Source organism: Streptomyces sp. A0592, from assembly GCF_004795115.1.
In the GTDB taxonomy this organism is placed as follows: domain Bacteria; phylum Actinomycetota; class Actinomycetes; order Streptomycetales; family Streptomycetaceae; genus Streptomyces; species Streptomyces erythrochromogenes.
On the sequence record NZ_SSBM01000015.1, the window covers coordinates 128533 to 153352 of the forward strand.

The window sequence follows — 24820 nt, forward strand, 5'->3', positions numbered from 1 at the left end:
TGTGCCCCTTCTTGCCCAGTCCGCTTGCGGTCGCGAGCCGTCACAGCTCTGGGTACCGTCAACAGATACGTCAACTTCTGCTCTCCGTACGCCCCGCTGTGCGTGGCGCCGGGCCCGCAGGTCTCCCCGTGGCGCACGGCGACGCGGTACCGTGGCGTCCCTTCTTCCCCCGGCCCTGTCCATCGTGTGGGGTCCACCCGAAGATTAGGGGAAATGATCCTCGTGGCCGCCCTGGAGGTTCCGTGGTACAGGCGTACATCCTTATCCAGACCGAGGTGGGCAAGGCGTCGTTCGTCGCCGAGTCCATCGGCCAGATCCCGGGGGTGATCCAGGCCGAGGACGTGACAGGTCCGTACGACGTGATCGTGCGCGCCCAGGCCGACACCGTGGACGAGCTCGGCCGCATGGTCGTGGCCAAGGTCCAGCAGGTGGAGGGGATCACCCGCACCCTGACCTGCCCGGTGGTCCATCTGTAGCCCCCGTCTACTCTTGGCCGGTGATGTCCCTCCACCGCCGGCCCGTCCGTGTCCTGGCCATGCCCGTCGCCCTGGCCGTGTCCGCCCTGGCGGCGTGCTCCCCGGGCGGTTCCGAGGCCCGGGTGGACCCACCGCCCGCGCCGCCGACCGACGTCGCGGGGTTCTGTGCGGCACTGCACAAGGAGCTCCCGGAGACGGTGGCCGGCCTGGCCCGGACCCGGACCGAACCGGAGTCCGACCTGACCGCCTCCTGGGGCGGCTCGGCGATCGTACTGCGGTGCGGTATCCCCAGGCCCCCCGAGATGCTGGATCCGAAGCAGGGGGGCGTCGAGGTGAACGGCGTGTCCTGGCTGCTGGAGAAGCGTGGCGACGGCGGATTCCGTTTCACCACCGGGCTGCGGCTGGCTTACACGGAGGTCCTGGTCGACAAGGAGCATGCCACGGACGCGGGGATGCTCGTCGGTCTGTCCGCGGCGATCGCCGCGACCGTGCCCGCGGGCATCGCCTCCTACTGAGCTCCGGCACACCGCCGCCCGCCGGCCGCCCCGTGGAGGGGGCGGCCGGCGGGCGGCGGCCTTACGTGGTGCTAGCGCAGCCCCGTGGAGCGGCGCAGGGCGGCCTGGATCAGGCGGTCCACCAGCTCCGGGTACGCGATGCCGGTCTTCTCCCACATCAGCGGGTACATCGAGATCGGCGTGAAACCGGGCATCGTGTTGATCTCGTTGATGACGAAGTCGCCGTCTTCGGTGAGGAAGAAGTCGGCGCGCACGAGACCCTCGCACGACGCGGCCTCGAAGGCCTCGATCGCGAGCCGCTGCACCTCGGCGGTCTGCTCCGGGGTGAGGGGGGCCGGCACGATCCCGGAGGCGGAGTCGATGTACTTCGCCTCGAAGTCGTAGAAGTCGTGGCTGGACACCGGCGGGATCTCGGCTGGCACGCTCGCGCGCGGGCCGTCCTCGAACTCCAGGACGCCGCACTCGATCTCGCGGCCGCGCAGCAGCGCCTCCACGATGATCTTCGGGTCGTGGCGGCGGGCCTCCTTCACGGCGGCCTCCAGGCCGGAGGCGTCGTCGACCTTGGTGATGCCGATCGAGGAGCCGGCGCGGGCGGGCTTCACGAAGAGCGGCCAGCCGTGCTCGGCGGCGAAGTCCAGGATGCGGGCCGTGGCGGCGTCCCGGTCGGCTTCCCACTCGCGGGGGCGGACGGTCACGTACGGGCCGACGCTCAGCCCGAAGGACGTGAACACCCGCTTCATGTAGTCCTTGTCCTGACCGACGGCGGAGGCGAGGACGCCCGAGCCCACGTACGGGATGCCCGAGAGCTCCAGGAGGCCCTGGAGGGTGCCGTCCTCGCCGTAGGGGCCGTGCAGCACGGGGAAGACGACGTCGACATCGCCCAGGGCCTTCGGGACGGCGCCCGGCTCGGTGTAGACGACCTGGCGGCTGGCCGGGTCGACCGAGAGCACGACGGCGCCGTCCTCGGACTCGGCGAGCTCCTCGACGCTCGGGAGCCTGCGGTCTGCGATGGCCATCCGCGCGGGCTCGTCGGCGGTCAGCGCCCACCGGCCGTCCGTGGTGATGCCGATGGGCAGCACCTCGTACTTGGACCGGTCGATGGAGCGCAGTACGGCGCCCGCCGTGACGACCGAGATGGCGTGTTCCGAGCTGCGGCCGCCGAACACGACGGCCACGCGGGGCTTGCGGCCCTGCTGCTCAGGGGTCTGGGGGAGGTTCTCGCTGCTCATATCGGCATGAGAGTACCCGCTCAAGCGTCCGGAAAGGAGTTAGCGACGTTCCGGTTTGGCGCTGCGGCCCATCAGTTCCTTCAGGGCCACGAGGGTCGGCTTGCCGTGGTGGACGATGTCCACGACCGTCTCGGTGATCGGCATGTCCACCCCGTGGCGGCCCGCCAGATCGGCCACCGACTGGCAGGACTTGACTCCCTCCGCGGTCTGCCGGGTGACCGCGATGGTCTCCTCCAGGGTCATCCCGCGGCCGAGGTTGGTGCCGAAGGTGTGGTTGCGGGAGAGCGGCGAGGAGCAGGTGGCGACCAGGTCGCCGAGGCCCGCGAGGCCGGAGAAGGTGAGCGGATCGGCGCCCATGGCCACGCCCAGGCGGGTCGCTTCGGCCAGTCCGCGGGTGATGAGCGAGCCCTTGGTGTTGTCGCCGAGGCCCATGCCGTCCGCGATGCCGACGGCGAGGCCGATGACGTTCTTGACGGCGCCGCCGAGCTCGCAGCCGATGACGTCGGTGCTGGTGTACGGGCGGAAGTACGCGGTGTGGCAGGCGGCCTGGAGGCGCTGGGCCACGGCCTCGTCCACGCAGGCGACGACGGAGGCGGCGGGCTGGCGGGCGGCGATCTCGGCGGCCAGGTTGGGGCCGGTGACGACGGCGATGCGCTCGGCCGGGACCTTGGCCACCTCCTCGATGACCTCGCTCATCCGCTTGGCGGTGCCGAGTTCGATGCCCTTCATGAGGGAGACGAGCACCGTGTCGGGGGCCAGCAGCGGGGTCCAGGCGGCGAGGTTGTCGCGCAGGGTCTGGGAGGGGACGGCCAGGACGGTGAAGTCGGCGCCCGCGGCGGCCTCGGCCGGGTCGTTGGTGGCCCGGATGTTCGCGGGCAGTTCGACGTCGGGGAAGTAGTCCGGGTTGGTCCGGCCGGTGTTGATGGCGTCGACGACCTCGCTGCGGCGGCCCCACAGGGTCACCTCGCAGCCCGCGTCGGCGAGCACGATGGCGAAGGCCGTGCCCCAGGAGCCTGTTCCGAAGACGGTCGCCTTCATGGGACGTGTCACTTCTTGCCCTCCCCTGCGGCCTTGCGCCGCTGTTCCGCCCTGGCATTGCGATGGTCGTACGGCTGCGCGGGCGCGGTCTCCCCCCGCACCTCCTCCAGGAGGCCGGTGATGGCCGCCATGATGACCTCGGTGACCTCCCTGAGGACCTCCGGGGTGGGCTCCCGGTCGTAGAAGGCCGAGAGGTCCACGGGCGGCCCGGCGAGCACCTGGAGGGTCTTGCGCGGGAACAGGCGGACCTTGTTCTCCTTGGCGTACGGCGGCATCGCGAGGTTCGCGCCCCACTGGGCCACCGGGATGACGGGCGCCCTGGTCATCAGTGCGACACGGGCGGCGCCGGTCTTGCCGGCCATCGGCCACATGTCGGGGTCGCGGGTGAGGGTGCCCTCCGGGTAAAAGGCCACGCATTCACCGCCCTCGATGGCGTCGACGGCGGCCCGGAATGCGTCCAGGGCGTTGGTGCTCTCCCGGTAGACGGGGATCTGCCCGCTGCCGCGCAGGATCGACCCGACAATGGGGACCTTGAAGAGGGCGGCCTTGGCGAGCAATCGGGGGACCCGGCCGGTGTTGTACTGGAAGTGCGCGTAGGAGAGCGGGTCCAGATACGAGTTGTGATTGACGGCGGTGATAAAGCCGCCCTCGGCCGGAATGTGCTCCATTCCCCGCCAGTCCCGCTTGAAGAGCACTACCAGCGGCGGTTTTGCGATGACCGCCGCCAGGCGGTACCAGAAGCCGATTCTGCGGCGGGACACTCGGACACCTTCCTCTAGGACCGGTGCGCGGCTGGGGCACCTCGTCGTCGGCCGGACAAGTGTCACCCCGGGCCCGGTCTCTGTCGAGAACACCGTACGCCCCGCTCACACCGCCGGGCTCCCGGGCTGCCCGGGCGGAGGCGACAATGGGCCGACACATGACCCGGCCATGACCTGGCCTTGGCCCGGGGAGGGGCCGGAGCGAACCGGAGGGAAGGGGTCCGTGACGAACGCCGTCTGGAGTCTGGTGGTTCCGCTGAAGCCTCTGTCGGTGGCCAAGAGTCGTCTCGCGGCAGCGGTGGGGGCCTCCCGTCCGGGGCTCGCCCTGGCCTTCGCCCAGGACACCGTGGCAGGGGCGCTGGCCTGCGCCGCGGTCGCGGATGTGGTGGTGGTCACGGACGACGCCGCGGCCGGTGCGGAACTGGCCAGGCTGGGGGCGCGGATCGTGCCGGACGCCCCGGCGGCCGGACTCAACGCGGCGCTGGCCCACGGCGCGCGGGCGGCGCGGGAGCGGCGGCCCGGCGCCGCGGTCGCGGCGATGAACGCCGACCTGCCGGCGCTGCGGCCCCCCGAATTGCTACGGGTGCTCGAAAGCGCCTCGGTATTTCCGCGGGCATTTCTGGCGGATGCGGCCGGAATCGGGACGACTCTTCTTTCGGCCGCGCCGGACGTGGAATTGGCCCCGTCCTTCGGGGGTCCGTCGCGGGCCAGGCATTCCGCCTCGGGAGCCGTCGAAATCGCACTGGCGGACGTGGACAGCGTGCGGCGGGACGTGGACACCGCGGCGGACCTGCGGACGGCGCTCGCCCTCGGTGTGGGGCGTCACACCGCCCGATACAGTGCGGGTATGCAGGCGACCGCGTACACGTACGACTCCCAGACCCGCAGCGGCAGCGTGCTGCTGGACGACGGCACCCCGGTGTCCTTCGAGGCCCCGGCGTTCGACGCGGGCGGCCTGCGGCTGCTGCGTCCCGGACAGCGGGTCCGCATCGAGACGGACGGCAAGGGCGCGGGCCTGCGGATCACCCTGATCACGCTCCAGACCTTCTGAACCGCTCCGCCGCCACGTCCGCAGGGCGTCCGGCGGCCCCGGAACGCACCGCGGGCCGGCTTCCCCGAAGAGGGGAAGCCGGCCCGGCGTGTGTGACTCGTGCCCCTACTTCTTGCGGGCGGTGGTCTTCTTCGCGGTGGCCTTGCGGGTCGCCGTCTTCTTGGCCGGCGCCTTCGTCGCTGCGGTGACCTTCTTGGCCGCCGGGGCGGTCTTCTTCGCGGCGGCGGTGGTCTTCTTCGCCGTGGCCGTGGCCTTCTTGGCGGTGGTGGCCTTCTTGGCGGCGGCCGTCGCCTTCTTCGCCGTGGCCGTGCTCTTCACCGCCGCCTTCTTGGCGGTCGCGGTGGTCTTCTTCGCCGCGACCTTCTTTGCGACCGTGGTCTTTGCCGCCGCCTTCTTGGCGGTGGTGGCCTTCTTCGCCGCGGCCTTCTTGACCGTGGCGGAGGCACCGCCGGTGAGGCTGCCCTTCGGCGCCTTCTTCACCGACACCTCGCCGCCCTTGGGCAGCTTCTTGGTGCCGCTGACCAGGTCCTTGAAGCCCTGGCCGGCACGGAATCGGGGCACCGAGGTCTTCTTGACCCGGACGCGCTCACCCGTCTGCGGGTTGCGGGCGTAACGGGCCGGACGGTCGACCTTCTCGAACGAGCCGAAGCCCGTGACCGAGACCCGGTCGCCCGCGACGGTAGCGCGGACGATGGCGTCCAGTACCGCGTCGACAGCGTCTGCGGCCTGCTGGCGGCCGCCCAGCTTGTCGGCAATCGCTTCTACGAGCTGCGCCTTGTTCACGTCTTCCCCTTCGGAGACTTCGCCAGAACGAATGTGTTCAAGCTTATTTCGCACGTTAGGCGGATATATACCGCAAATCAAACACGAAACGGGCTAATCACCCTAGTGCCGCAACGCCGGAGGCGGTTACGGAGTTCCTTCGCATCAGTCGCCTTCAGGGAATCGACCCTCGTCGAGGTCCTTCATCAACCTGTCCAGGCGCCTTGCCGCATCGGCGAGATCGTGCTTCGCCGCGGCTGTGACGACCAACAGCTTCCGGGACAGCGCCATCCTTACGCCCTCCGGGACTTGCAGTGAGCGCACCCGTGTGTGTGCTTCTTTCAGCCGGTCCGCGACGAGTTCGTAGAGCTCGAGTTGACTGTCGCGTTCCATGCACAGATTGTGCCATCTGGGGCGAGTTGTCGCCTCACGGGGCCTCAACAAACGGCTGTGCCCCCCGCCGGAGGGCGGGGGGCACAGTGTTGTCGATGTGATCACCCGGGGGTGAATAAGCGCTGATCAGGCAGGAATCAGGCCTGAATCGTGCGCGGCTTGAAGCCCGGGCGAGCGCTTTCGTAGGTGGCGATGTCCGCTTCGTTCTGAAGGGTGAGCGAGATGTCGTCCAGGCCTTCCAGCAGGCGCCAGCGGGCGTTGTCGTCGAGTTCGAACTCGGCCACGACGCCTTCCGCCCGCACCTGGCGGTCGACCAGGTCGACCGTGATCTCGGCGGTGGGGTCGGCCTCGGTCAGCTCCCAGAGCCGGTCGACGGTCTCCTGCGGGAGTACGACGGTCAGCAGGCCGTTCTTCAGCGAGTTCCCGCGGAAGATGTCGGCGAAGCGGGAGGAGATGACCGTCTTGAATCCGAAGTTCTGCAGGGCCCAGACGGCGTGCTCGCGCGAGGAGCCGGTGCCGAAATCGGGGCCGGCGACCAGCACGGTCGCGCCGGCGCGCTCCGGGCGGTTCGTGACGAACTCCGGGTCCTTGCGCCAGGCCTCGAAGAGCCCGTCCTCGAAGCCGTCGCGGGTGATCTTCTTGAGCCAGTGGGCCGGGATGATCTGGTCGGTGTCGACGTTGCTGCGGCGCAGCGGGACGGCCCGGCCGGTGTGGACGGTGAAGGCTTCCATGGTTCAGACTCCGGCGGTCGCGTCGGCGGCGGACAGGTCGGCGGGCGAGGCCAGATGGCCCAGCACCGCAGTGGCGGCGGCCACCTGCGGGGAGACCAGGTGGGTGCGCCCGCCCTTGCCCTGCCGGCCCTCGAAGTTGCGGTTGGAGGTGGACGCGGAGCGTTCACCGGGCGCCAGTTGGTCGGGGTTCATTCCCAGGCACATCGAACAGCCCGCGTGCCGCCATTCGGCGCCGGCCTCCTTGAAGACCTTGTCCAGGCCCTCTTCCACGGCCTGGAGGGCCACGCGGACCGAGCCCGGGACGACCAGCATCCGTACGCCGTCGGCGACTTTGCGGCCCTCGATGATCCCGGCGACGGCGCGCAGGTCCTCGATGCGGCCGTTGGTGCAGGAACCTACGAAGACGGTGTCGACCTTGATGTCGCGCAGCGGCTGCCCGGCGGTCAACCCCATGTACTCCAGGGCCTTTTCTGCCGCGAGGCGCTCCGAAGCGTCCTCGTACGAAGCCGGGTCGGGGACGTCGGCCGACAGCGGCGCGCCCTGGCCCGGGTTGGTGCCCCAGGTGACGAAGGGGGACAGCGCGGCGCCGTCGATGACGACCTCGGCGTCGAAGACCGCGTCCTCGTCGGTGCGCAGGGTCTTCCAGTACGCGACGGCCGCGTCCCAGTCCTCGCCCACGGGGGCGTGGTCGCGGCCCTGGAGGTAGTCGAAGGTGGTCCGGTCGGGGGCGATCATGCCCGCCCGGGCGCCGGCCTCGATCGACATGTTGCAGATGGTCATGCGGGCTTCCATCGAGAGCTGCTCGATGGCCTCGCCGCGGTACTCCAGGATGTAGCCCTGGCCGCCGCCGGTGCCGATCTTGGCGATGATCGCCAGGATCAGGTCCTTCGCGGTGACGCCCTCCGCCAGCGCGCCGGTGACGGTGATCGCCATCGTCTTCGGGCGGGCCAGCGGCAGGGTCTGGGTGGCCAGCACGTGCTCGACCTGGCTGGTGCCGATGCCGAAGGCCAGCGCGCCGAAGGCGCCGTGCGTGGAGGTGTGCGAGTCGCCGCAGACCACGGTGGTGCCGGGCTGGGTCAGGCCCAGCTGCGGTCCCACGACGTGGACCACACCCTGCTCGACGTCGCCCAGCGAGTGCAGGCGCACGCCGAACTCGGCGCAGTTCGCCCGCAGCGTCTCCAGCTGGGCGCGGGACACCGGGTCCGCGATCGGCTTGTCGATGTCGAGGGTGGGGGTGTTGTGGTCCTCGGTCGCGATGGTGAGGTCGAGGCGTCGGACCTTGCGGCCGGCCTGGCGCAGGCCTTCGAAGGCCTGCGGGCTGGTCACCTCGTGCAGCAGGTGCAGATCGATGAAGAGGAGGTCGGGCTCGCCTTCGGCGCGCCGGACGACATGGTCGTCCCAGACCTTCTCCGCGAGTGTCCTACCCATCGCTTTCCCTCCGGCCGGCGGGTTGTGCCGGCGCTTCATAGAGATCTGTGCCACCGGACGCCCGTACCCCACGTCCCGGACGACGGCTCGGACCCAGTGGTTCGTGGACCCGCACATACAGACTCGCTGGTTCTTGGAAAAATTGAACTTGCGTTTCACAGTGTGAGACGCGAATATCGTTTCATGGACAACTCTAGCGGCGTCGGCGTTCTCGACAAGGCAGCTCTGGTATTGAGCGCACTGGAGTCCGGTCCGGCCACCCTCGCCGGGCTGGTCGCGGCGACAGGGCTCGCACGACCCACGGCACATCGCCTTGCCGTGGCACTGGAACACCACCGGATGGTGGCGAGGGACATGCAGGGCCGGTTCATCCTCGGTCCGCGGCTGGCGGAGCTCGCCGCCGCGGCCGGCGAGGACCGTCTGCTGGCCACGGCGGGACCGGTACTGACCCACCTCCGTGACGTGACGGGCGAGAGCGCACAGCTCTACCGCCGTCAGGGAGACATGCGCATCTGCGTGGCGGCGGCGGAACGGCTGTCCGGCCTTCGGGACACCGTCCCCGTGGGCTCGACCCTGCCGATGAAGGCCGGCTCGGCCGCGCAGATCCTGATGGCCTGGGAGGAGCCCGAGCGGCTCCACCGAGGCCTCCAGGGCGCGCGCTTCACGGCGACGGCGCTCTCGGGCGTACGGCGGCGGGGCTGGGCGCAGTCGATCGGCGAGCGGGAGCCCGGCGTGGCGTCCGTCTCGGCACCGGTGCGCGGGCCGTCGAACCGCGTGGTGGCCTCCGTATCGGTCTCCGGGCCGATCGAGCGGCTGACCCGCCACCCGGGCCGGATGCACGCCCAGGCCGTCATCGACGCGGCCGCACGGCTCACGGAGGCGCTGCGCCGCTCCGGCTGACGCCCCGACCCCATCCGTTCACCCCCGGGCCCGGGGGCGCGTTCGACGCCGCACACGTCCGAACACGCGCCTCCGGGCCCGTACTTGTGCCTGCGCCGGCAGGATTCGGCGCAAAGCGAAGAGGCCCTCCGCGATGAACGCGGAGGGCCTCTTCGATGCGTACCCCCGACCGGATTCGAACCGGCGCTACCGCCTTGAGAGGGCGGCGTGCTAGGCCGCTACACAACGGGGGCTTGCTCGTACTGCGCTGGGCTACCAGGACTCGAACCTAGAACAAAGGAACCAGAAACCTTCGTGTTGCCAATTACACCATAGCCCAATGTGGTCTATACCAGACCAGTACCCCCGACCGGATTCGAACCGGCGCTACCGCCTTGAGAGGGCGGCGTGCTAGGCCGCTACACAACGGGGGCCCTAGCGATCCTGCATCAAGACGTCCGGGAGCTACCCAAGAGGAGATCTTGCGGGAAGGATCTGTACCCCCGACCGGATTCGAACCGGCGCTACCGCCTTGAGAGGGCGGCGTGCTAGGCCGCTACACAACGGGGGCAAAGCACTGCGTTACTGCTGCACTGCGCTGGGGTACCAGGACTCGAACCTAGAATAAGGGAACCAGAAACCCTCGTGTTGCCAATTACACTATACCCCACCGAAAGTCAAGCCCCTGGGGGATTTTCTTTCGAGTGGCGCCTCCGTCCGGCCTTTCGGCCCGCTCCGGCGGCGCAGAAAGAACATTACCGGATGCCTGACCGTGCTCCAAAACGGGTATCCCGCGCCAGCAGCTCGGGCAGCCGGTCAAGGCCTTCGATCCGGTGCGCCCCTTCGGGACCGGGTCCCCGGCCGCCGTCCCGGTCGATCCAAATGGCGACCAGCCCGGCGTCACGGGCCCCGCGCGCGTCGATCTCGGGCTGGTCCCCCACGTACGCCACCTCCGCAGGCGGCAGTCCGAGCGCCTCGCACGCGGCGAGGAACGCCTCCGCCTCGGGCTTGCTGACCCCGAGCTCGACGGCGCAGACCAGCACCTCGAAGCGTTCGCGCAGGCCGAGGTGACGCAGTTTGGGGTCCTGGTTGGCCGTGGAGGAGTTGGAGAGCACCCCGTGGCGGTAGCCGGCCGCGAGGGCGTCGAGCGCGGGCACGACGTCGGGGAAGACGGTCCAGGCGGCCTTGTAGTGCTCGACGTAACTGTCGAACCAGGCGTCGGCCTCGGCCGCGGTCATGCCGGGCTGTTCGAGGAACTCCCGTACCCGCTCCTGGCGCTGCCCCTGGAAGGTGCCCACGCCCGCGGCGAAGTTCGCCCAGTGGCGGTCGGTGATCTCCCGCCAGCGCGCGAGCGCCTGCGCGGGGGTCCCGTACCGTTCGGCGAGCCGGACGGCCTCCAGCTGCGCCGCGAGACCGGCCGCGTCGGCACCCGTGTAGTCGAAGAGGGTGTCGTCGATGTCCCACAGCACGGCGCGGATCGGCATGTGCCCGAGCCTATGCCGAAGCGCCCTCCCGCGGGGGCACGACGAAGAAGTCCGTGACGAAGCAGGTGACCCGGACTTCGGCGCGGCAGCGGCCCGGGGCGACGCTCACGGTGAACGGCACGGCGGAGCCTCCGGAGCGCGGGACAGGGCGGTGCCGCCGGCAACGCCGCAGGGGGCGGCGGCCCGGGGTCGGGCGCCGCCCCCTGCGGGACGTGACGGTGCTGCTGCGGTCAGCCGGCCAGCCTGGCCAGGGCCGCGTCGATGCGGGCCAGTGAGCGCTCCTTGCCCAGGATCTCCAGGGACTCGAAGAGCGGCAGGCCGACCGTGCGGCCGGTGACGGCCACGCGGACGGGGGCCTGGGCCTTGCCGAGCTTGAGGCCGTGGGCCTCACCGGCGGTCAGGACGGCCTGCTTGAGGGACTCGGGGTCCGACCAGTCGGCGTCGGCGAGCTTCTCGCGGGCGGTGGTCAGCAGGGCCGCCGGCTCGCCCTTCATCGCCTTGTCCCACGAGGCCTGGTCCTCGACGGGCTCCTTGCGGAACAGGAAGTCGACGTTGGCCGTGATCTCCGACAGGACGCCCACGCGCGTCTGGGCGTACGGCGCGATGCGCTCCCAGGCCTCGGCGTCGAAGTCCTCCGGCGCCCAGTTGGCGTGCGGGGCCTGCAGCCACGGGGCGCAGCGGTCCGCGAAGACCTTCGGGTCGAGCAGGCGGATGTGGTCGCCGTTGATCGACTCGGCCTTCTTCAGGTCGAAGCGCGCCGGGTTGGCGTTCACGCCGTCGATGTCGAACTTCTGGACCATCTCCTCGATCGAGAAGACGTCCTGGTCCTTGGAGAAGGACCAGCCGAGGAGCGAGAGGTAGTTCAGCAGGCCCTCGGGGAGGAAGCCGCGCTCGCGATACAGGTTGAGCGAGGCCTCGGGGTCGCGCTTGGAGAGCTTCTTGTTGCCCTCGCCCATCACGTACGGCAGGTGGCCGAAGGCGGGGGTGCCCTTGGCGACGCCCAGCTCGATCAGCGCCTTGTACAGGGCGATCTGGCGCGGGGTCGAGGAGAGGAGGTCCTCGCCGCGCAGGACGTGCGTGATCTCCATCAGCGCGTCGTCCACCGGGTTGACCAGGGTGTAGAGCGGGGCGCCGTTGGCCCGGACGATGCCGAAGTCCGGCACGTTGTCCGGGGTGAAGGTGAGCTCGCCGCGCACCAGGTCGGTGAAGGTGATGGGCTCGTCGGGCATCCGGAAGCGGACGATCGCGGGGCGGTTCTCGCCCTGGTACGCCTCGATCTGGACGGTGGTGAGCTCGCGGCAGTGGCCGTCGTAGCCGGAGGGCTTGCCGGCGGCGCGGGCGGCGGCGCGGCGGGCGTCGAGCTCCTCGGTGCTGCAGTAGCAGTGGTAGGCGTAGCCGCCGTCCAGCAGCTTCTGGGCGACGTCCTTGTAGATGTCCATGCGCTCGGACTGGCGGTACGGGGCGTGCGGGCCGCCGACCTCGGGGCCCTCGTCCCAGGTGAAGCCGAGCCAGCGCAGCGAGTCGAGCAGCTGGCCGTAGGACTCCTCGGAGTCGCGGGCCGCGTCGGTGTCCTCGATGCGGAAGACGAACGTGCCGCCGTGGTGGCGGGCGAACGCCCAGTTGAAGAGGGCGGTCCGTACCAGGCCCACGTGGGGGTTGCCGGTCGGGGAGGGACAGAAACGTACGCGGACGGGTCCGTTAGCCACGCTTGATCACCTTGTTGGTGAGAGTGCCGATGCCTTCGATGGTGACGGCGACCTCGTCGCCGACGTTGAGGGGGCCGACTCCGGCCGGGGTCCCCGTGAGGATGACGTCGCCGGGGAGCAGCGTCATGGCCTCGGTGATGTGGACGATCAGGTCCTCGATGGAGCGGACCATGTCACTGGTGCGGCCCAGCTGGCGCTGCTGGCCGTTGACCGTGCACTGGATGGTCAGGTCCGCCGGGTCCAGGTCGGTCTCGATCCAGGGGCCGAGGGGGCAGGAGCTGTCGAAGCCCTTGGCCCGGGCCCACTGCTTCTCCCGCTGCTGGACGTCGCGCGCCGTGACGTCGTTGGCGCAGGTGTAGCCGAGGATGACGTCCTTGACTCGCTCCTTGGGGACCTCCCGGCACATGCGGCCGATGACCACGGCGAGCTCCGCCTCGTGGTGGAGGTCCTGGGAGAAGGAGGGGTAGGTGATCGGGTCACCCGGGCCGACCACCGAGGTGGACGGCTTGAAGAAGGTGATGGGGGCGTCCGGACGGCCTTGATCGTCAAAGACGGTGTTGCCGAGCTCCGCCGCGTGCTCCGCGTAGTTGCGGCCGATGGCCACGACCTTGTTCGGGAGCACGGGCGGCAGGAGCCGGACCTTGCTCAGCGGGACCTTCGTACCGGAGAGCTCGAAGTCCGCGAACGGGATGCCCTTGATGATGTCGAGCACGAGCGACGCTTCGTTGCCGGGGGCGGCGTCGCCCTCGACCGCGCCGAACGCGACATTGCCGTCGATCGAGAACCTGGCGATGCGCACGTGTTGCGTCTGCCCCTCTGTATTTCCGCTGGCTGGAGTCTGCGGTCCCCAGGCTAACGCGGCGGGCAGCGGCGGTTCACGTTCAGTGCGGGGCGGCCTACTGCGCGGCGGCGGCGACCGGCGCGTCCATGAGGACCGTGCGCCGGGGGTTGGCGGTCTGCGTCGGCAGCTCGACGGCGTGCTCCTGGGTGGCCGGGGCCGCCTGCAGCTCCTCGGCGTCCTTGAGGTGCGCGAGGGTGGTGCGGCGGGGGTTGGCTATGTTGCGGAACATCGTCGTCGTCTTCATCGGAGTTCGGGGTCCTCGGTTCGGTCTGCGGATGTCGGCCGGCGCGCGCACCAGCCCGTGCGCCAACCCTTCAAGGGGCAAGGCTAAACATCTGAATCCCCCGCCGAACCGGGAAGTAATGGCCATGGCTATGTGAGTTTGCTCACCCGTGACCAGACATTACTTCCATAACGGACAGCCAGCGAGATCCGTCGAAACGGACATTGCGCCACTGAATGCGCCATTCCGCTCCTGATCATCGCGACTGGGACACCTTGCCAGCCATGTTGTTTGGATGGCGTAAGTCCGATTTCAACCGAATGCGGTCGCACATCGCGTAGTGCATCTGTCACGTGCCGTGACCGACTCTCCGGGGGAACACGCGCACCTTGTTGGAGATCCGCCACTGTGCTGGAATTCGCGGGACCGCCGCGGGACTCAGTCCGGCGCGCAGGTGGCGCGACACCGCGCCGAGCGGCGGAAAGAAAGGGAGACGCGCCGGTCACCGACGACCACCATGGGGCCGAAAGTGCCCCACGACTCGACACCGTTCCGCCGGTCGCCCGGCGGGACGCCTGGTCCAGAGGTTGCGACGCTAGTGCAGGGACGATTCAAGAGGGATGGCAGCGCTGCGGCGGAGCAGGAGCCGCGCGGCGGGACCGACCGTGGCTCCTCGCCCCAGCACGCCCAGAACCGCGGGCCGGCTGTCGAGGGCGCACGCCCCGACGCTTCCGCAGCGGTGAAGGCCAAGGGCCGCGTGAAGTCCATGAAGGCCAAGTCCAAGGACAAGGCCGGGTCGACCGAGCAGGACGTGGCGATACCGAAGGCCCCCAGTGGGCCCGGCTCTCGCCTCGCCATGCAGAACTGGCGCATCAGCACGCGACTGGTGTCGCTGCTGACCCTGCCGGTCGTCGCCGCCACCACGCTCGGTGGCTTCCGAATCAACGACTCGCTCAACGACATCGCGCAGCTCGAGCACATGCAGCTGCTGACGACGATGACGCGACAGGCCACCAACCTGGCCGCCATGCTCCAGGAGGAGCGCGACCTCTCCGCAGGTCCGCTCTCGCTCTCCGGGGGCAAGAGCAACAGCAGTGTCGACGGCGCCCGCGCGCAGACCGACACCGCCGCCAAGGCCTTCGCCGCCGCGACCGACAAGGTCGACAGCACGGGCGAGAAGGACGACACCCTCAAGTCGATCCGCAACAACGTGCTGCAGATCGGCCGCCAGCTCACGAACATCGAGACGATCCGCACCAAGGCGTACGCCAACGGCGCCCAGCAGACCGTCAGCGAGTACAACGCGATGATCGTGTCGCTGCTCTCGCTCTCCCAGGACATGGCGCAGGCCACCTCCAACCCGGAGATGATCAAGCGCACGCGTGCCCTGGCCGCGTTCTCCGCCGCCAAGGAGTACGCCTCCATCCAGCGCGCGATCATCGCCGCCTCGCTGCCCGAGACCTCGGACAAGCAGGGCAAGCTGCAGGAGAACGACCGTCTGTACGCCCTCTCCGCCCAGAAGGGCGAGCAGCAGTCGAAGACGACCTTCGAGCTCGTCTACCAGGGCCGCACCGAGGAACTCCTCGCGGGTCTGGGCGACAGCAACTCCGAGATCTCCAGCGCCGACCACTACGCACGCCGCGTGCTGGCCAGCCAGGACGCCTTCCTCCGCGAGAAGAACCGGTCCTGGCTGGACTGGTACGACGCGGACGGCACCAAGCTCCAGGCGATGAAGGTCATCGAGCTGACCCTGCTCGAGGAGATGGAGCAGAAGGCCCGTGAGCTGAAGAACGAGGCCCAGCAGGACGCCATCATCAACGGTGCGCTGATCCTCCTCGTCCTCGGTGTCTCCCTCGTCGGCGCCTTCGTCATGGCCCGCTCGATGATCCGCTCGCTGCGCCGCCTCCAGGACACCGCGACCCGGGTCGCCCAGGACCGTCTGCCCGAGCTCGTCAAGCAGCTCTCCGAGTCCGACCCCCAGGACGTGGACACGTCCGTGGAGTCGGTCGGCGTGCACACGCGGGACGAGATCGGCCAGGTGGCCGCGGCATTCGACGACGTGCACCGCGAGGCCGTCCGCCTCGCCGCCGAGCAGGCCCTCCTGCGAGGCAACGTCAACGCGATGTTCACCAACCTCTCGCGCCGCTCGCAGGGCCTCATCCAGCGTCAGCTCTCGCTCATCTCCGAACTGGAGTCGCGCGAGGCCGACCCGGACCAGCTGTCCTCCCTCTTCAAGCTCGACCACCTCGCGACCCGCATGCGCCGTAACGGCGAAAACCTCCTCGTCCTCGCGGGCGAGGAGCCGGGCCGCCGGTGGACCCGCCCCGTCCCGCTCGTCGACGTGCTCCGCGCCGCCGCGTCCGAGGTGGAGCAGTACGAGCGCGTCGAGCTGGCCTCGGTGCCCGGCACCGACGTCGCCGGCCGCGTCGTCAACGACCTCGTGCACGTGCTCGCAGAGCTGCTGGAGAACGCCACCTCGTTCTCCTCCCCGCAGACCAAGGTCAAGGTCACCGGTCACGCGCTGCCCGACGGCCGCGTGCTCGTCGAGATCCACGACACCGGCATCGGTCTCTCCCCGGAGGACCTCGCCGCGATCAACGAGCGACTCGCGTCGCCGCCCACCGTGGACGTCTCCGTCTCCCGGCGCATGGGTCTGTTCGTGGTCGGCCGCCTGTCCCTGCGACACGGCATCCGCATCCAGCTGCGCCCCTCCGACTCGGGTGGTACGACGGCCCTCGTCATGCTCCCGGTGGACGTCGCCCAGGGCGGCAAGAAGCCGGGTCCGACGCCGGGTCAGGGCGGCCCGGGCGGTGCCCAGGGCGCTCCCGGTGCCCAGGCCTCCGTGCCCGGTCCGGGCGGACGGCCCTCCGTGGGCACGGGCCCGCAGCGCGGTCAGGTCGCGGGGGGTGGCCAGCGCGCCGCCCTTCCGGGACGCGACGGCGCCCCCGGTCAGCAGCGTCCGCAGGGCGGCCGGTCCCCGCAGCAGGGCGGTCCGGGTGCTCCCGGTCCCCGTCCGCAGCAGGGTCAGACCACCGCGGGACAGGGCCAGGGGGGCTTCGGCGTCGGCGGCCCGCTGCCGACGCGCGGTCCGGTCCCCAGCGTCGGCTTCGGCGGTGGCGCGCAGTCCCGTCCGGCTTCCACCGGCGCTGCGGGCTTCCAGCAGGGCAACGGCTTCGAGCGGCCCCAGCCGCAGCAGCCCCAGCCCCAGTCCCAGCAGGCCCAGCAGCAGCCGACCGGTCCCGCGGCTCCGGCCCCGGGCGGCCAGCGGCCGCAGCTGCCGCCGCGCGGCGGCGCCGCAGCCCGTCCGGAACTGCCCAGCCCGCAGACCACCAGCTGGGGCTCCGACCAGGCCCGCGGCCACGACGAGCTCTCGGGCCCCGGCTCGACGGCCGAGTTCGCGCGCCCGGACTTCAACGCGCCGATGCCCCAGGGCGACGGCGCGGCCAGCACCACCGGTCAGTTCGAGCGTCCGGACGTACGGGGCCCCATCGACCCGTCCAGCACCGGCCAGTTCGAGCGCCCGGGCTACCAGCCCCAGCGACCGGGCGGCCCCGGCGTCGGCGGGTTCGCCCGCCAGCCGCAGGCCCCGCAGCAGCCCCAGCCGCAGCACATGCAGCCGCAGGCTCCGCAGCCGGGCGGCGAGTACGCACCCGTACCGCCCGCGCGGCCCGAGGCTCCGCGGCTGCCGCAGGCCCACCGGCCCGAGGCGCTGCCGCCGGCCCAGAGCTCCGGCGACGCCCGCAGCCCGATCTTCGACACGCTGGAGTCGAACTGGTTCCGCGAGGAGGGGCAGCAGCCCCCCGCGCAGGTCCCGGCCGTACCCCAGCAGCCGCAGCAGTCCGCTCCGTCGGCCCCGCAGCAGCACCAGCTGCCGCAGCGCGGCCAGGAGCACGCGGCCGAGCCCGCCCAGACGGCGACCGGCAGCATGCCGACCGTCAGCTGGAAGTCCTCGCCGAACGACGAGCTGATGCGCCAGGCCGAGCGCGTGCGCCAGCCCGCCGCCGGCGGCATCACGACGTCGGGGCTGCCCCGCCGGGTCCCGCGGGCGAACCTCGTGGCCGGCACCGCGCAGCAGCAGGCCGACGCACAGGCGGGTCCGCAGGTCTCGCGGGCGCCGGACGACGTCCGCGGCCGTCTGACCAACCTCCGACGCGGTATCCAGCAGGGCCGTCAGGCTGGCAACAACAGCCAGACGACCGGCAGTTACCACATCGACCCCACTTACCAGCAGGAGCGTTAGTTGAGTTCGATGAGCCAGGCGGCACAGAACCTGAACTGGTTGATCACCAACTTCGTGGACAACACCCCCGGGGTGTCCCACACGGTGGTGGTCTCCGCCGACGGCCTCCTTCTGGCGATGTCCGACGGATTCCCCCGCGACCGCGCGGATCAGCTGGCGGCCGTGGCCTCCGGTCTGACCTCGCTGACCGCCGGTGCCTCCCGCATCTTCGAGGGCGGCGCCGTCAACCAGACCGTGGTGGAGATGGACCGGGGATTCCTCTTCCTCATGTCCGTCTCCGACGGATCCTCGCTGGCCGTACTGGCGCACCCGGAGTGCGACATCGGCCTCGTGGGCTATGAGATGGCTCTTCTGGTGGATCGCGCGGGCAGTGTCCTCACCCCGGACCTGCGCGCCGAACTGCAGGGAAGCCTGCTCGGCTGACTTCCCCTCTCCCGGCCGGACGGTACTACCGGCCGGGAGACCGGGGCCCACGCCCCGGAATCCAGTACCCCCGCCAGGCCGTCATACCGTTCCCCCCACCGGCCGCCCCGTCAGACGGCACGCTGACCACTGCTGTCCAGCCCGGAGGATCCATGACCCCGCCCCCCGCCTACCCCGATGCGTACGGAGATTCGTACTCGGAAGGCGATCAGCCGCTGGTCCGTCCCTATGCGATGACCGGCGGCCGGACCCGGCCCCGCTACCAGCTCGCCATCGAGGCACTGGTCAGCACCACCGCCGATCCGATGCACCTGTCCGGCCTGCTCCCCGAGCACCAGCGCATCTGCACCCTGTGCCGCGAGGTCAAGTCGGTCGCCGAAGTCTCCGCGCTGCTGTCCATGCCGCTCGGTGTGGCTCGCATCCTCGTCGCCGACCTGGCCGAGGCCGGCATGGTGGCCATCCACCAGCCGGGCAATGGAGAGGCCGGCGGCACGCCGGATGTAACGCTGCTCGAAAGGGTGCTCAGTGGCCTTCGGAACATCTAGCGGAGCGGCTCCCCGCTCCACCACCTCCGCGAAGATCGTGGTGGCGGGCGGCTTCGGCGTGGGCAAGACCACGTTCGTCGGAGCCGTGTCCGAGATCAACCCGCTGCGCACCGAAGCCGTCATGACCAGCGCCTCCGCCGGCATCGACGACCTCACGCACACCGGTGACAAGACGACCACCACGGTCGCCATGGACTTCGGCCGCATCACGCTCGACCAGGACCTGATCCTGTACCTCTTCGGTACGCCGGGTCAGGACCGCTTCTGGTTCATGTGGGACGACCTGGTCCGCGGCGCCATCGGTGCGATCGTGCTCGTCGACACGCGCCGTCTCGCCGACTGCTTCCCCGCGGTCGACTACTTCGAGAACAGCGGCCTGCCCTTCGTCGTGGCGCTCAACGGCTTCGAGGGACACCAGCCGTACACGCCCGAGGAGGTGCGCGAGGCCCTGCAGATCGGCCCCGGCGCCCCCATCATCACCACGGACGCCCGCCACCGCGCGGACGCCAAGAGCGCGCTCATCACGCTCGTCGAGCACGCCCTCATGGCGCGGCTCAAGTAGCAGGGCGGCTCCAACTGCCGCACGGGAGGGGCGGGCTGTGTCGTAAGACACGGCCCGCCCCTGTCGTTCATAACGTTTCGACAGAGAATTGAAGCCGGTTGGCAACCGGATGCGTTCGGTCGGTGCCGCTGTGCTCACAACGGGCCCGGCTTTTGCAGCAGGACGCTCTTTATGTCCGGTTTATGTGAGGCATAAGTCTCCAGGACTCACGGATTTCAACTGTTTGGAACAGGGCCGTCAACCGTGCTGGAATTCAACGAACTAGCTAGTAGCACCGCCGAGAGGTTGTTGGTCGAGTGAGGCGAAGCAACGCAAGCCCCGCGGATGAACCCGCGCGCGGCAACTTCACCCCGCCGCCGCGAGCGGCCACGTCGCCCGCCGACGTGCCCGTGGAACCGCCTGTGAAGAGCGGGAGCACCAGCCGGTTCTCTCCCCGCAACTGGCGCGTGCCGACCCGCCTGAACGCCATCCTGCTCGTACCGGCCCTCGTGGGCCTGGTCATGGGCGGGTTCCAGGTGAAGGGCTCCGTCGACACGTGGAACGAGGCCAAGGACGCCGAGCAGATAGCCCGGGTCGTCCAGGCCGCCTCGGAGTACAGCCAGGCACTGCTCAACGAGCGGGACCTGACTGCCGAGCCGCTCCTGAACGGCCTGACCAAGGACGACAAGGTCACCAAGGCCTACGCGGCGACCACCGCGGCCAAGGAGAAGTTCGACAAGGCCGTCCAGGACCTGCCCGAGAACCAGGGCATGGAACGGCGTCTGGAACTCTTCCGCGCCGAGGAGCCCAAGCTGACGGACGTCCGTCAGACGGCGTACCAGGCCGGGATCGAGAGCCCCAAGAAGAACCCGCCCGCTTCGTTCGGCCCCATCCCGACCGAAGAGGGCTACGTCACCGTCCAGCACTACCTGATGCAGTTCGCCAACGAACTCGGTCTCGGCACCGGCAACGTGACCTCGTACGGCCGCATGGTCTACGCGATCCAGCTGGCCAAGGCGGCGAACTCGCTCCAGCGCTCCGTCGGCACGCACCTGCTGGTGCGCCCCAGCAACGACGAGAACACCCGCAAGGCCCAGCTCGTCGCCTTCTCCTCCTACGCCTACCTCGAGGAAATCGCCATCGGCGAGTACGTCGCGGCGGGTACCGAGGAGGACGTGACCCGTCTGAAGACGGTCATGGCGAAGAAGTCCGAGGAGGGCGCCGCCAAGCTCGCCGAGGCGAAGGCCGCCGCCGAGCAGGCCGGGACCCCCTTCAAGTCCCCGCCCGTCTCGCCGATCAACAAGTCGATCCTCACCGGCATGACCGAGGCGATCGCCAGCGGTGAGCCGAAGAAGAAGGTCATCGAGGGCGGCACCACGCCGGCGGCGTGGCAGTTCGCCGCCACCTCCAAGTTCGACGGCTACGACGAGGTCGAGAAGGAACTGCTGGAGAAGGCCGTCAACGACGCCGTCGCGGTTTCCGACGACGCCCGCGCCGACGCCATCACCAACGGCGCCATCGTGGTCGTGGCCCTGCTCGCCGCCTTCATCCTGGCCGGCATGATGGCCCGCCAGATGGGCCGTGCGATGAGCCGCCTGCGCACCGCCGCCTTCGACATCGCCGAGCAGCGCCTGCCGTCGCTCGTCGACCAGCTCTCACGCACCGACCCGGGCAAGGTGGACACCCGTGTCCACCCGATCCCGATCGACTCCCAGGACGAGATCGGCGAGGTCGCCCGCGCCTTCGACCAGGTCCACCGGGAAGCGGTCCGGCTCGCGGCCGAGCAGGCCCTCCTGCGAGGGAACGTCAACGCGATCTTCACCAACCTCTCGATGCGCAACCAGTCGCTGATCGAGGGCCAGCTGACCCTCATCACCGACCTGGAGAACAACGAGGCGGACCCGGACCAGCTGGAGAACCTCTTCCGCCTGGACCACCTGGCCACCCGTATGCGCCGCAACGGCGAGAACCTCCTCATCCTCGCGGGTGAGGAGCCGGGCCGCCGCTGGGACCAGCCGGTGCCCCTCGTGGACGTGCTCCGCGCCGCCTCCTCCGAGGTGGAGCAGTACGAGCGCATCGAGCTCTCGGGTGTCTCCGAGGCCGAGATCCACGGCCAGGCCGTGACCGACCTCGTGCACCTGCTCGCCGAGCTGCTGGAGAACGCCACCACGTTCTCCTCCCCGCAGACCAAGGTCCGCGTCAACGCCACGCGTCTGCCCGACGGCCGCGTGATGGTCGAGATCCACGACAAGGGCATCGGCCTCACCGCCGAGGACTTCGCGGACATCAACCACAAGCTCGCCAACCCGCCGACCGTGGACGCCGCGATCTCGCAGCGCATGGGTCTGTTCGTGGTCGGCCGGCTGGCGGACCGCCACAACATCCGCGTCCAGCTGCGCCCCTCGGGCGAGGCCGCGGGCACCACCTCGCTGGTCATGCTTCCCGACGCCATCACGCACGGTGGCGGTGGCGAGGGCGTCCCGGACGACGACTTCACGGTCTCGCAGATCATTCCGGAGCAGAAGAGCCAGCAGGCCGCCCCGATGCGCACGGCCGCGGAGCTCGGCTTCGACGACTCGCGCTACGAGCAGGGCGGCGAGGGGTCCGGGATCGACCCGGTCGGGCGTTCGCTCGGCCGCGAGGAGCGGCGTGCCGCGCTGGAGGCCCAGGTCGTCGGCTTCCCGCAGGAGCAGCAGGGCTACTCCGGGCAGGGCGGCCAGGACTATCCGGAACCTCAGCCGGAGCACGGGTACCAGCCGTACCAGGGTTACGAGCAGCAGCCCGAGCAGGGCTACGAACCCGCGTACGACGGACAGGTGGCCCAGCAGGGGTACGAGGCGTACCCGCAGCAGGACTACGCCTATACGGAAGACGGCTACCCGGACCAGCAGGCGAGCACTCAGAGCTACGACGGGGGCTACGAAGCCCAGTCGGGGCAGGCCGAGTGGCCCGAACAGAACACGTATCCGGCTGCCTACCAGCAGGATTACGGGACTGAATCGGAATCCCAGGCCGTCCCCGAACCGGCCGCGGAGCGCGTAGGCTTCGACCGTCCGGGCGCCGCTGCCGACGCCGGTCACCAAATGACCGGAGCGGGCCTGCCGCGACGCGGCAGCCCGCAGCAGCGGCAGTCGGCACAGCAGGAAGCGGAGTCCTCCGGGTCCCTCTTCGAGCAGCGGCCGCAGCGTCAGCGGCAGGCCGCGGCAGCGGAGCAGGACCAGGTCCAGGACGGTGGCACGGCGTGGCGCTCGGGTAACGACGAGCGCTGGCAGCAGGCCGCCAAACTCCGTGAGCCGAAGGCGGGCGGGGTCACCCCGTCCGGTCTCCCTCGGCGCGTGCCCAAGGCCAACCTGGTCGAGGGCGCAGCGGAGACGACCCCGCAGGGCGGCCCCCAGGTCTCCCGCGCTCCGGAGGACGTCCGCGGCAGGTTGAGCAACCTGCGGCGAGGTGTCCAGCAGGGACGCAGCGCGGGAACTGAGCAGTCAAGTAACAGCTATGACCAGGAGCGTTAGTGTGAGCCCGATGAGCCAGGCGGCACAGAACCTGAACTGGTTGATCACCAATTTCGTGGACAACACCCCTGGGGTGTCGCACACGGTGGTGGTCTCCGCCGACGGCCTTCTTCTGGCGATGTCCGACGGATTTCCGCGGGACCGCGCCGATCAGCTGGCGGCCGTGGCCTCCGGTCTGACCTCGCTGACCGCCGGTGCCTCCCGCATCTTCGAGGGTGGCGCCGTGAACCAGACCGTGGTGGAGATGGACCGGGGATTCCTGTTCCTCATGTCCGTCTCGGACGGATCGTCCCTCGCGGTGCTGGCGCACCCGGAGTGCGACATCGGCCTCGTGGGCTATGAGATGGCTCTTCTGGTGGATCGTGCGGGCAGTGTCCTGACCCCGGACCTGCGCGCCGAACTGCAGGGAAGCCTTCTCAACTAGCAAACAGGCAGTGCGTTTCGCGCCATCGCACCGTAGGGTGCGGTGGCGCGGTTCCACAGGGAGTACTGCGTTCTTGGAGTCGGAGGAGGAGACGTGACAACACCCGGAGGACATCCTTATGGCGGCGCGCAGCAGCCGCAGGGTGGGCACGACCAGAACCGCTTCAACTTCCCCTCCGCACCGAGCCGGCCCGTGCCGGAGCAGAACCACTACCAGCAGTACGGACAGCCCCAGCAGCCCCCGATGCCCCCGCAGGCGCCTCCGCGCGCCGCGCGGCAGCCGGCGCCGAAGGCCCACAACCCCCTGGTGCGCCCGTACGCGATGACCGGCGGCCGTACTCGGCCGCGCTACCAGCTCGCCATCGAGGCGCTGGTCAGTACCACGGCGGATCCCGCGCGTCTGCAAGGGCAGTTGCCCGAGCACCAGCGCATCTGCCGCCTGTGCCAGGAGATCAAATCCGTCGCGGAGATCTCGGCACTTCTCTCCATTCCTCTTGGTGTCGCCCGCATCCTCGTAGCCGACCTGGCGGAGGCGGGCCTTGTCGCCATTCACCAGCCCGGCGGCGACGAGTCTGCCGGTGGCCAGCCAGATGTGACACTGCTCGAAAGGGTGCTCAGTGGACTTCGCAAGCTCTAACGGCGGAGCGGCTCCCCGCTCCACCACCTCCGCGAAGATCGTGGTGGCGGGCGGCTTCGGCGTGGGCAAGACCACGTTCGTCGGAGCCGTGTCCGAGATCAACCCGCTGCGCACCGAAGCCGTCATGACCAGCGCCTCCGCCGGCATCGACGACCTCACGCACACCGGTGACAAGACGACCACCACGGTCGCCATGGACTTCGGCCGCATCACGCTCGACCAGGACCTGATCCTGTACCTCTTCGGTACGCCGGGTCAGGACCGCTTCTGGTTCATGTGGGACGACCTGGTCCGCGGCGCCATCGGTGCGATCGTGCTCGTCGACACGCGCCGTCTCGCCGACTGCTTCCCCGCGGTCGACTACTTCGAGAACAGCGGCCTGCCCTTCGTCATCGCCCTCAACGGCTTCGAGGGACACCAGCCCTACACGCCGGAGGAAGTCCGCGAGGCCCTGCAGATCGGCCCGGACGCCCCCATCATCACCACGGACGCCCGCCACCGCGCGGACGCCAAGAGCGCGCTCATCACGCTCGTCGAGCACGCCCTCATGGCGCGCCTGCGGTAGGAGCCGGCCGCGTCCGACAGGCCCCTGTGTCCACGACGCGGGGGCCTTCGCCGTGTGCGGGCCCGACGGCCCACCCGCCCGACTGCCCGGCGGCCCGACGCGGCACGCGCGGCGGCTCCGGGGGCCGTGCGTACGCCGGTACGCCGAAGGCCCCGCACCCTGGACGGGGTGCGGGGCCTTCGGCGGCTTTCGGCGGCTCGGGCAGAGCCCGGGGCTCAGCCCTGCCAGCTGTGCGGGGCGCGGAAGCCCGGGGTGCGCTCCAGGCGGCGCCAGCCGGCCTGGCGCGGCAGGCGGACCGCGGTCTCCTCGGGAGTGGCGGCGGCGCGGGCGAGCAGGATCGCGGTGATCGCGGCCAGCTCCTCGGGCGCGGCGTTGCCCTTCTCGACGCGGAGCAGGGTGTCAGAGGCGTGGGTCATG

The 24820-nt window shown here is 70.1% G+C and carries 23 protein-coding genes, 5 tRNA genes and 1 pseudogene; 12 read left to right on the top strand and 17 right to left on the bottom strand.

Annotated elements, in window-relative coordinates; genetic code table 11:
* The first annotated feature begins 242 nt into the window (after positions 1-242).
* Together E6U81_RS22090 and E6U81_RS22095 are read left to right on the top strand one after the other, a co-directional pair.
* Positions 243-476 (top strand): Lrp/AsnC ligand binding domain-containing protein, encoded by a 234-nt coding sequence (locus E6U81_RS22090; RefSeq protein WP_030028650.1) that lies wholly within the window; start codon positions 243-245, stop codon positions 474-476.
* A 23-nt stretch (positions 477-499) separates the two neighbouring features.
* Positions 500-991 (top strand): DUF3515 domain-containing protein, encoded by a 492-nt coding sequence (locus E6U81_RS22095; RefSeq protein ID WP_136231829.1) that lies wholly within the window; start codon positions 500-502, stop codon positions 989-991.
* A gap of 71 nt (positions 992-1062) precedes the next feature.
* Here the strand turns inward: E6U81_RS22095 and E6U81_RS22100 are convergent, their stop codons facing one another.
* Genes E6U81_RS22100 through E6U81_RS22110 form a run of 3 tightly spaced genes read right to left on the bottom strand, consistent with a single transcriptional unit; the run spans position 1063 to position 4019 of the window.
* Positions 1063-2220 carry a D-alanine--D-alanine ligase family protein gene (locus E6U81_RS22100; RefSeq protein ID WP_136231830.1) on the bottom strand — a complete coding sequence of 386 codons (1158 nt, stop codon included), beginning with the start codon at positions 2218-2220 and terminating at the stop codon, positions 1063-1065.
* Positions 2221-2259: 39 nt separating this feature from the next.
* Entirely contained in the window at positions 2260-3270 is a 1011-nt protein-coding gene (locus E6U81_RS22105; RefSeq protein ID WP_136231831.1) for an NAD(P)H-dependent glycerol-3-phosphate dehydrogenase, read from the bottom strand.
* A complete protein-coding gene (locus tag E6U81_RS22110) occupies positions 3267-4019 on the bottom strand; it encodes a lysophospholipid acyltransferase family protein (RefSeq protein ID WP_136231832.1) in 753 nt (250 codons plus the stop codon). The genes E6U81_RS22105 and E6U81_RS22110 overlap by 4 nt, the downstream gene beginning before the upstream one ends.
* A gap of 223 nt (positions 4020-4242) precedes the next feature.
* Here E6U81_RS22110 and cofC point away from each other — a divergent pair.
* A pseudogene (cofC, locus tag E6U81_RS22115) lies at positions 4243-4866 on the top strand (2-phospho-L-lactate guanylyltransferase); the annotation flags it as partial.
* Positions 4867-5175: 309 nt separating this feature from the next.
* On the opposite strand, the gene E6U81_RS22120 reads toward cofC, so the two are convergent.
* The 4 genes from E6U81_RS22120 to leuC all read right to left on the bottom strand — a co-directional run bounded on the left by E6U81_RS22120 (position 5176) and on the right by leuC (position 8384).
* Complete coding sequence (locus E6U81_RS22120; RefSeq protein WP_136231834.1) at positions 5176-5853, bottom strand: HU family DNA-binding protein; 678 nt, start codon at positions 5851-5853, stop codon at positions 5176-5178.
* A gap of 144 nt (positions 5854-5997) precedes the next feature.
* Positions 5998-6225 carry a hypothetical protein gene (locus tag E6U81_RS22125; RefSeq protein ID WP_030009267.1) on the bottom strand — a complete coding sequence of 76 codons (228 nt, stop codon included), beginning with the start codon at positions 6223-6225 and terminating at the stop codon, positions 5998-6000.
* 137 nt (positions 6226-6362) lie between these two features.
* Positions 6363-6956: a 3-isopropylmalate dehydratase small subunit gene (gene leuD, locus E6U81_RS22130; RefSeq protein WP_136231835.1), complete on the bottom strand. Its 594-nt coding sequence runs from the start codon at positions 6954-6956 to the stop codon at positions 6363-6365.
* Positions 6957-6959: 3 nt separating this feature from the next.
* Entirely contained in the window at positions 6960-8384 is a 1425-nt protein-coding gene (gene leuC / locus E6U81_RS22135) for a 3-isopropylmalate dehydratase large subunit (protein ID WP_136231836.1), read from the bottom strand.
* Between the two features lie 183 nt (positions 8385-8567).
* Between leuC and ndgR the strand changes: the two genes are divergently transcribed.
* Positions 8568-9284 carry an IclR family transcriptional regulator NdgR gene (gene ndgR, locus E6U81_RS22140; RefSeq protein ID WP_007266782.1) on the top strand — a complete coding sequence of 239 codons (717 nt, stop codon included), beginning with the start codon at positions 8568-8570 and terminating at the stop codon, positions 9282-9284.
* A gap of 160 nt (positions 9285-9444) precedes the next feature.
* Here ndgR and E6U81_RS22145 read toward each other — a convergent pair.
* The 9 genes from E6U81_RS22145 to E6U81_RS22185 all read right to left on the bottom strand — a co-directional run bounded on the left by E6U81_RS22145 (position 9445) and on the right by E6U81_RS22185 (position 13538).
* A tRNA-Glu gene (locus E6U81_RS22145) sits at positions 9445-9517 on the bottom strand.
* 14 nt (positions 9518-9531) lie between these two features.
* A tRNA-Gln gene (locus E6U81_RS22150) sits at positions 9532-9603 on the bottom strand.
* Between the two features lie 21 nt (positions 9604-9624).
* Positions 9625-9697: transfer RNA gene (locus tag E6U81_RS22155), tRNA-Glu, on the bottom strand.
* A gap of 64 nt (positions 9698-9761) precedes the next feature.
* Positions 9762-9834, bottom strand: a tRNA-Glu gene (locus tag E6U81_RS22160).
* A gap of 27 nt (positions 9835-9861) precedes the next feature.
* Positions 9862-9933 (bottom strand) — tRNA-Gln (locus E6U81_RS22165).
* 85 nt (positions 9934-10018) lie between these two features.
* Positions 10019-10747, bottom strand: coding sequence for an HAD family hydrolase (locus E6U81_RS22170; protein ID WP_136231837.1), 729 nt, complete (start codon positions 10745-10747; stop codon positions 10019-10021).
* A gap of 230 nt (positions 10748-10977) precedes the next feature.
* Positions 10978-12453, bottom strand: a complete 1476-nt coding sequence (gene gltX / locus E6U81_RS22175; protein ID WP_136231838.1) for a glutamate--tRNA ligase — start codon at positions 12451-12453, stop codon at positions 10978-10980.
* Positions 12446-13252, bottom strand: coding sequence for a fumarylacetoacetate hydrolase family protein (locus tag E6U81_RS22180; RefSeq protein WP_136231839.1), 807 nt, complete (start codon positions 13250-13252; stop codon positions 12446-12448). The genes gltX and E6U81_RS22180 overlap by 8 nt, the downstream gene beginning before the upstream one ends.
* Before the next feature lie 97 nt (positions 13253-13349).
* Positions 13350-13538 (bottom strand): hypothetical protein, encoded by a 189-nt coding sequence (locus E6U81_RS22185; RefSeq protein WP_136231840.1) that lies wholly within the window; start codon positions 13536-13538, stop codon positions 13350-13352.
* 577 nt (positions 13539-14115) lie between these two features.
* Between E6U81_RS22185 and E6U81_RS22190 the strand changes: the two genes are divergently transcribed.
* The 8 genes from E6U81_RS22190 to E6U81_RS22225 all read left to right on the top strand — a co-directional run bounded on the left by E6U81_RS22190 (position 14116) and on the right by E6U81_RS22225 (position 24403).
* Positions 14116-17757, top strand: coding sequence for a nitrate- and nitrite sensing domain-containing protein (locus E6U81_RS22190; RefSeq protein WP_136231841.1), 3642 nt, complete (start codon positions 14116-14118; stop codon positions 17755-17757).
* Positions 17758-17766: 9 nt separating this feature from the next.
* A complete protein-coding gene (locus tag E6U81_RS22195; protein WP_030846990.1) occupies positions 17767-18180 on the top strand; it encodes a roadblock/LC7 domain-containing protein in 414 nt (137 codons plus the stop codon).
* Positions 18181-18332: 152 nt separating this feature from the next.
* Positions 18333-18725 carry a DUF742 domain-containing protein gene (locus tag E6U81_RS22200; RefSeq protein ID WP_030037344.1) on the top strand — a complete coding sequence of 131 codons (393 nt, stop codon included), beginning with the start codon at positions 18333-18335 and terminating at the stop codon, positions 18723-18725.
* The gene (locus E6U81_RS22205; protein WP_046776286.1) at positions 18706-19287 is read left to right on the top strand and encodes an ATP/GTP-binding protein; all 582 of its coding nucleotides are present in this window, start codon (positions 18706-18708) and stop codon (positions 19285-19287) included. The genes E6U81_RS22200 and E6U81_RS22205 overlap by 20 nt, the downstream gene beginning before the upstream one ends.
* Positions 19288-19583: 296 nt before the next feature.
* On the top strand, positions 19584-22778 hold the full coding sequence (locus E6U81_RS22210; RefSeq protein WP_136231842.1) for a nitrate- and nitrite sensing domain-containing protein: 3195 nt from the start codon (positions 19584-19586) through the stop codon (positions 22776-22778).
* Between the two features lie 10 nt (positions 22779-22788).
* Positions 22789-23202, top strand: a complete 414-nt coding sequence (locus tag E6U81_RS22215; protein ID WP_030037347.1) for a roadblock/LC7 domain-containing protein — start codon at positions 22789-22791, stop codon at positions 23200-23202.
* A 93-nt stretch (positions 23203-23295) separates the two neighbouring features.
* Positions 23296-23838, top strand: a complete 543-nt coding sequence (locus E6U81_RS22220; protein ID WP_136231843.1) for a DUF742 domain-containing protein — start codon at positions 23296-23298, stop codon at positions 23836-23838.
* Entirely contained in the window at positions 23819-24403 is a 585-nt protein-coding gene (locus E6U81_RS22225; protein ID WP_109781528.1) for an ATP/GTP-binding protein, read from the top strand. The genes E6U81_RS22220 and E6U81_RS22225 overlap by 20 nt, the downstream gene beginning before the upstream one ends.
* A 215-nt stretch (positions 24404-24618) precedes the next feature.
* Here E6U81_RS22225 and E6U81_RS22230 read toward each other — a convergent pair whose 3' ends face one another.
* Positions 24619-24819: an acyl-CoA carboxylase subunit epsilon gene (locus tag E6U81_RS22230; RefSeq protein ID WP_136231844.1), complete on the bottom strand. Its 201-nt coding sequence runs from the start codon at positions 24817-24819 to the stop codon at positions 24619-24621.
* Position 24820: the final 1 nt, after the last annotated feature.

What these genes read in the sequence shown, in the direction of transcription:
- E6U81_RS22095 (WP_136231829.1), top strand. Translation starts at nt 500, where the DNA reads ATGTCCCTCCACCGCCGGCCCGTCCGTGTCCTGGCCATGCCCGTCGCC.
- E6U81_RS22100 (WP_136231830.1), bottom strand. Translation starts at nt 2,220, where the DNA reads ATGAGCAGCGAGAACCTCCCCCAGACCCCTGAGCAGCAGGGCCGCAAG.
- E6U81_RS22125 (WP_030009267.1), bottom strand. Translation starts at nt 6,225, where the DNA reads ATGGAACGCGACAGTCAACTCGAGCTCTACGAACTCGTCGCGGACCGG.
- leuD (WP_136231835.1), bottom strand. Translation starts at nt 6,956, where the DNA reads ATGGAAGCCTTCACCGTCCACACCGGCCGGGCCGTCCCGCTGCGCCGC.
- leuC (WP_136231836.1), bottom strand. Translation starts at nt 8,384, where the DNA reads ATGGGTAGGACACTCGCGGAGAAGGTCTGGGACGACCATGTCGTCCGG.
- ndgR (WP_007266782.1), top strand. Translation starts at nt 8,568, where the DNA reads ATGGACAACTCTAGCGGCGTCGGCGTTCTCGACAAGGCAGCTCTGGTA.
- E6U81_RS22170 (WP_136231837.1), bottom strand. Translation starts at nt 10,747, where the DNA reads ATGCCGATCCGCGCCGTGCTGTGGGACATCGACGACACCCTCTTCGAC.
- E6U81_RS22185 (WP_136231840.1), bottom strand. Translation starts at nt 13,538, where the DNA reads ATGAAGACGACGACGATGTTCCGCAACATAGCCAACCCCCGCCGCACC.
- E6U81_RS22195 (WP_030846990.1), top strand. Translation starts at nt 17,767, where the DNA reads ATGAGCCAGGCGGCACAGAACCTGAACTGGTTGATCACCAACTTCGTG.
- E6U81_RS22200 (WP_030037344.1), top strand. Translation starts at nt 18,333, where the DNA reads ATGACCCCGCCCCCCGCCTACCCCGATGCGTACGGAGATTCGTACTCG.
- E6U81_RS22215 (WP_030037347.1), top strand. Translation starts at nt 22,789, where the DNA reads ATGAGCCAGGCGGCACAGAACCTGAACTGGTTGATCACCAATTTCGTG.
- E6U81_RS22230 (WP_136231844.1), bottom strand. Translation starts at nt 24,819, where the DNA reads ATGACCCACGCCTCTGACACCCTGCTCCGCGTCGAGAAGGGCAACGCC.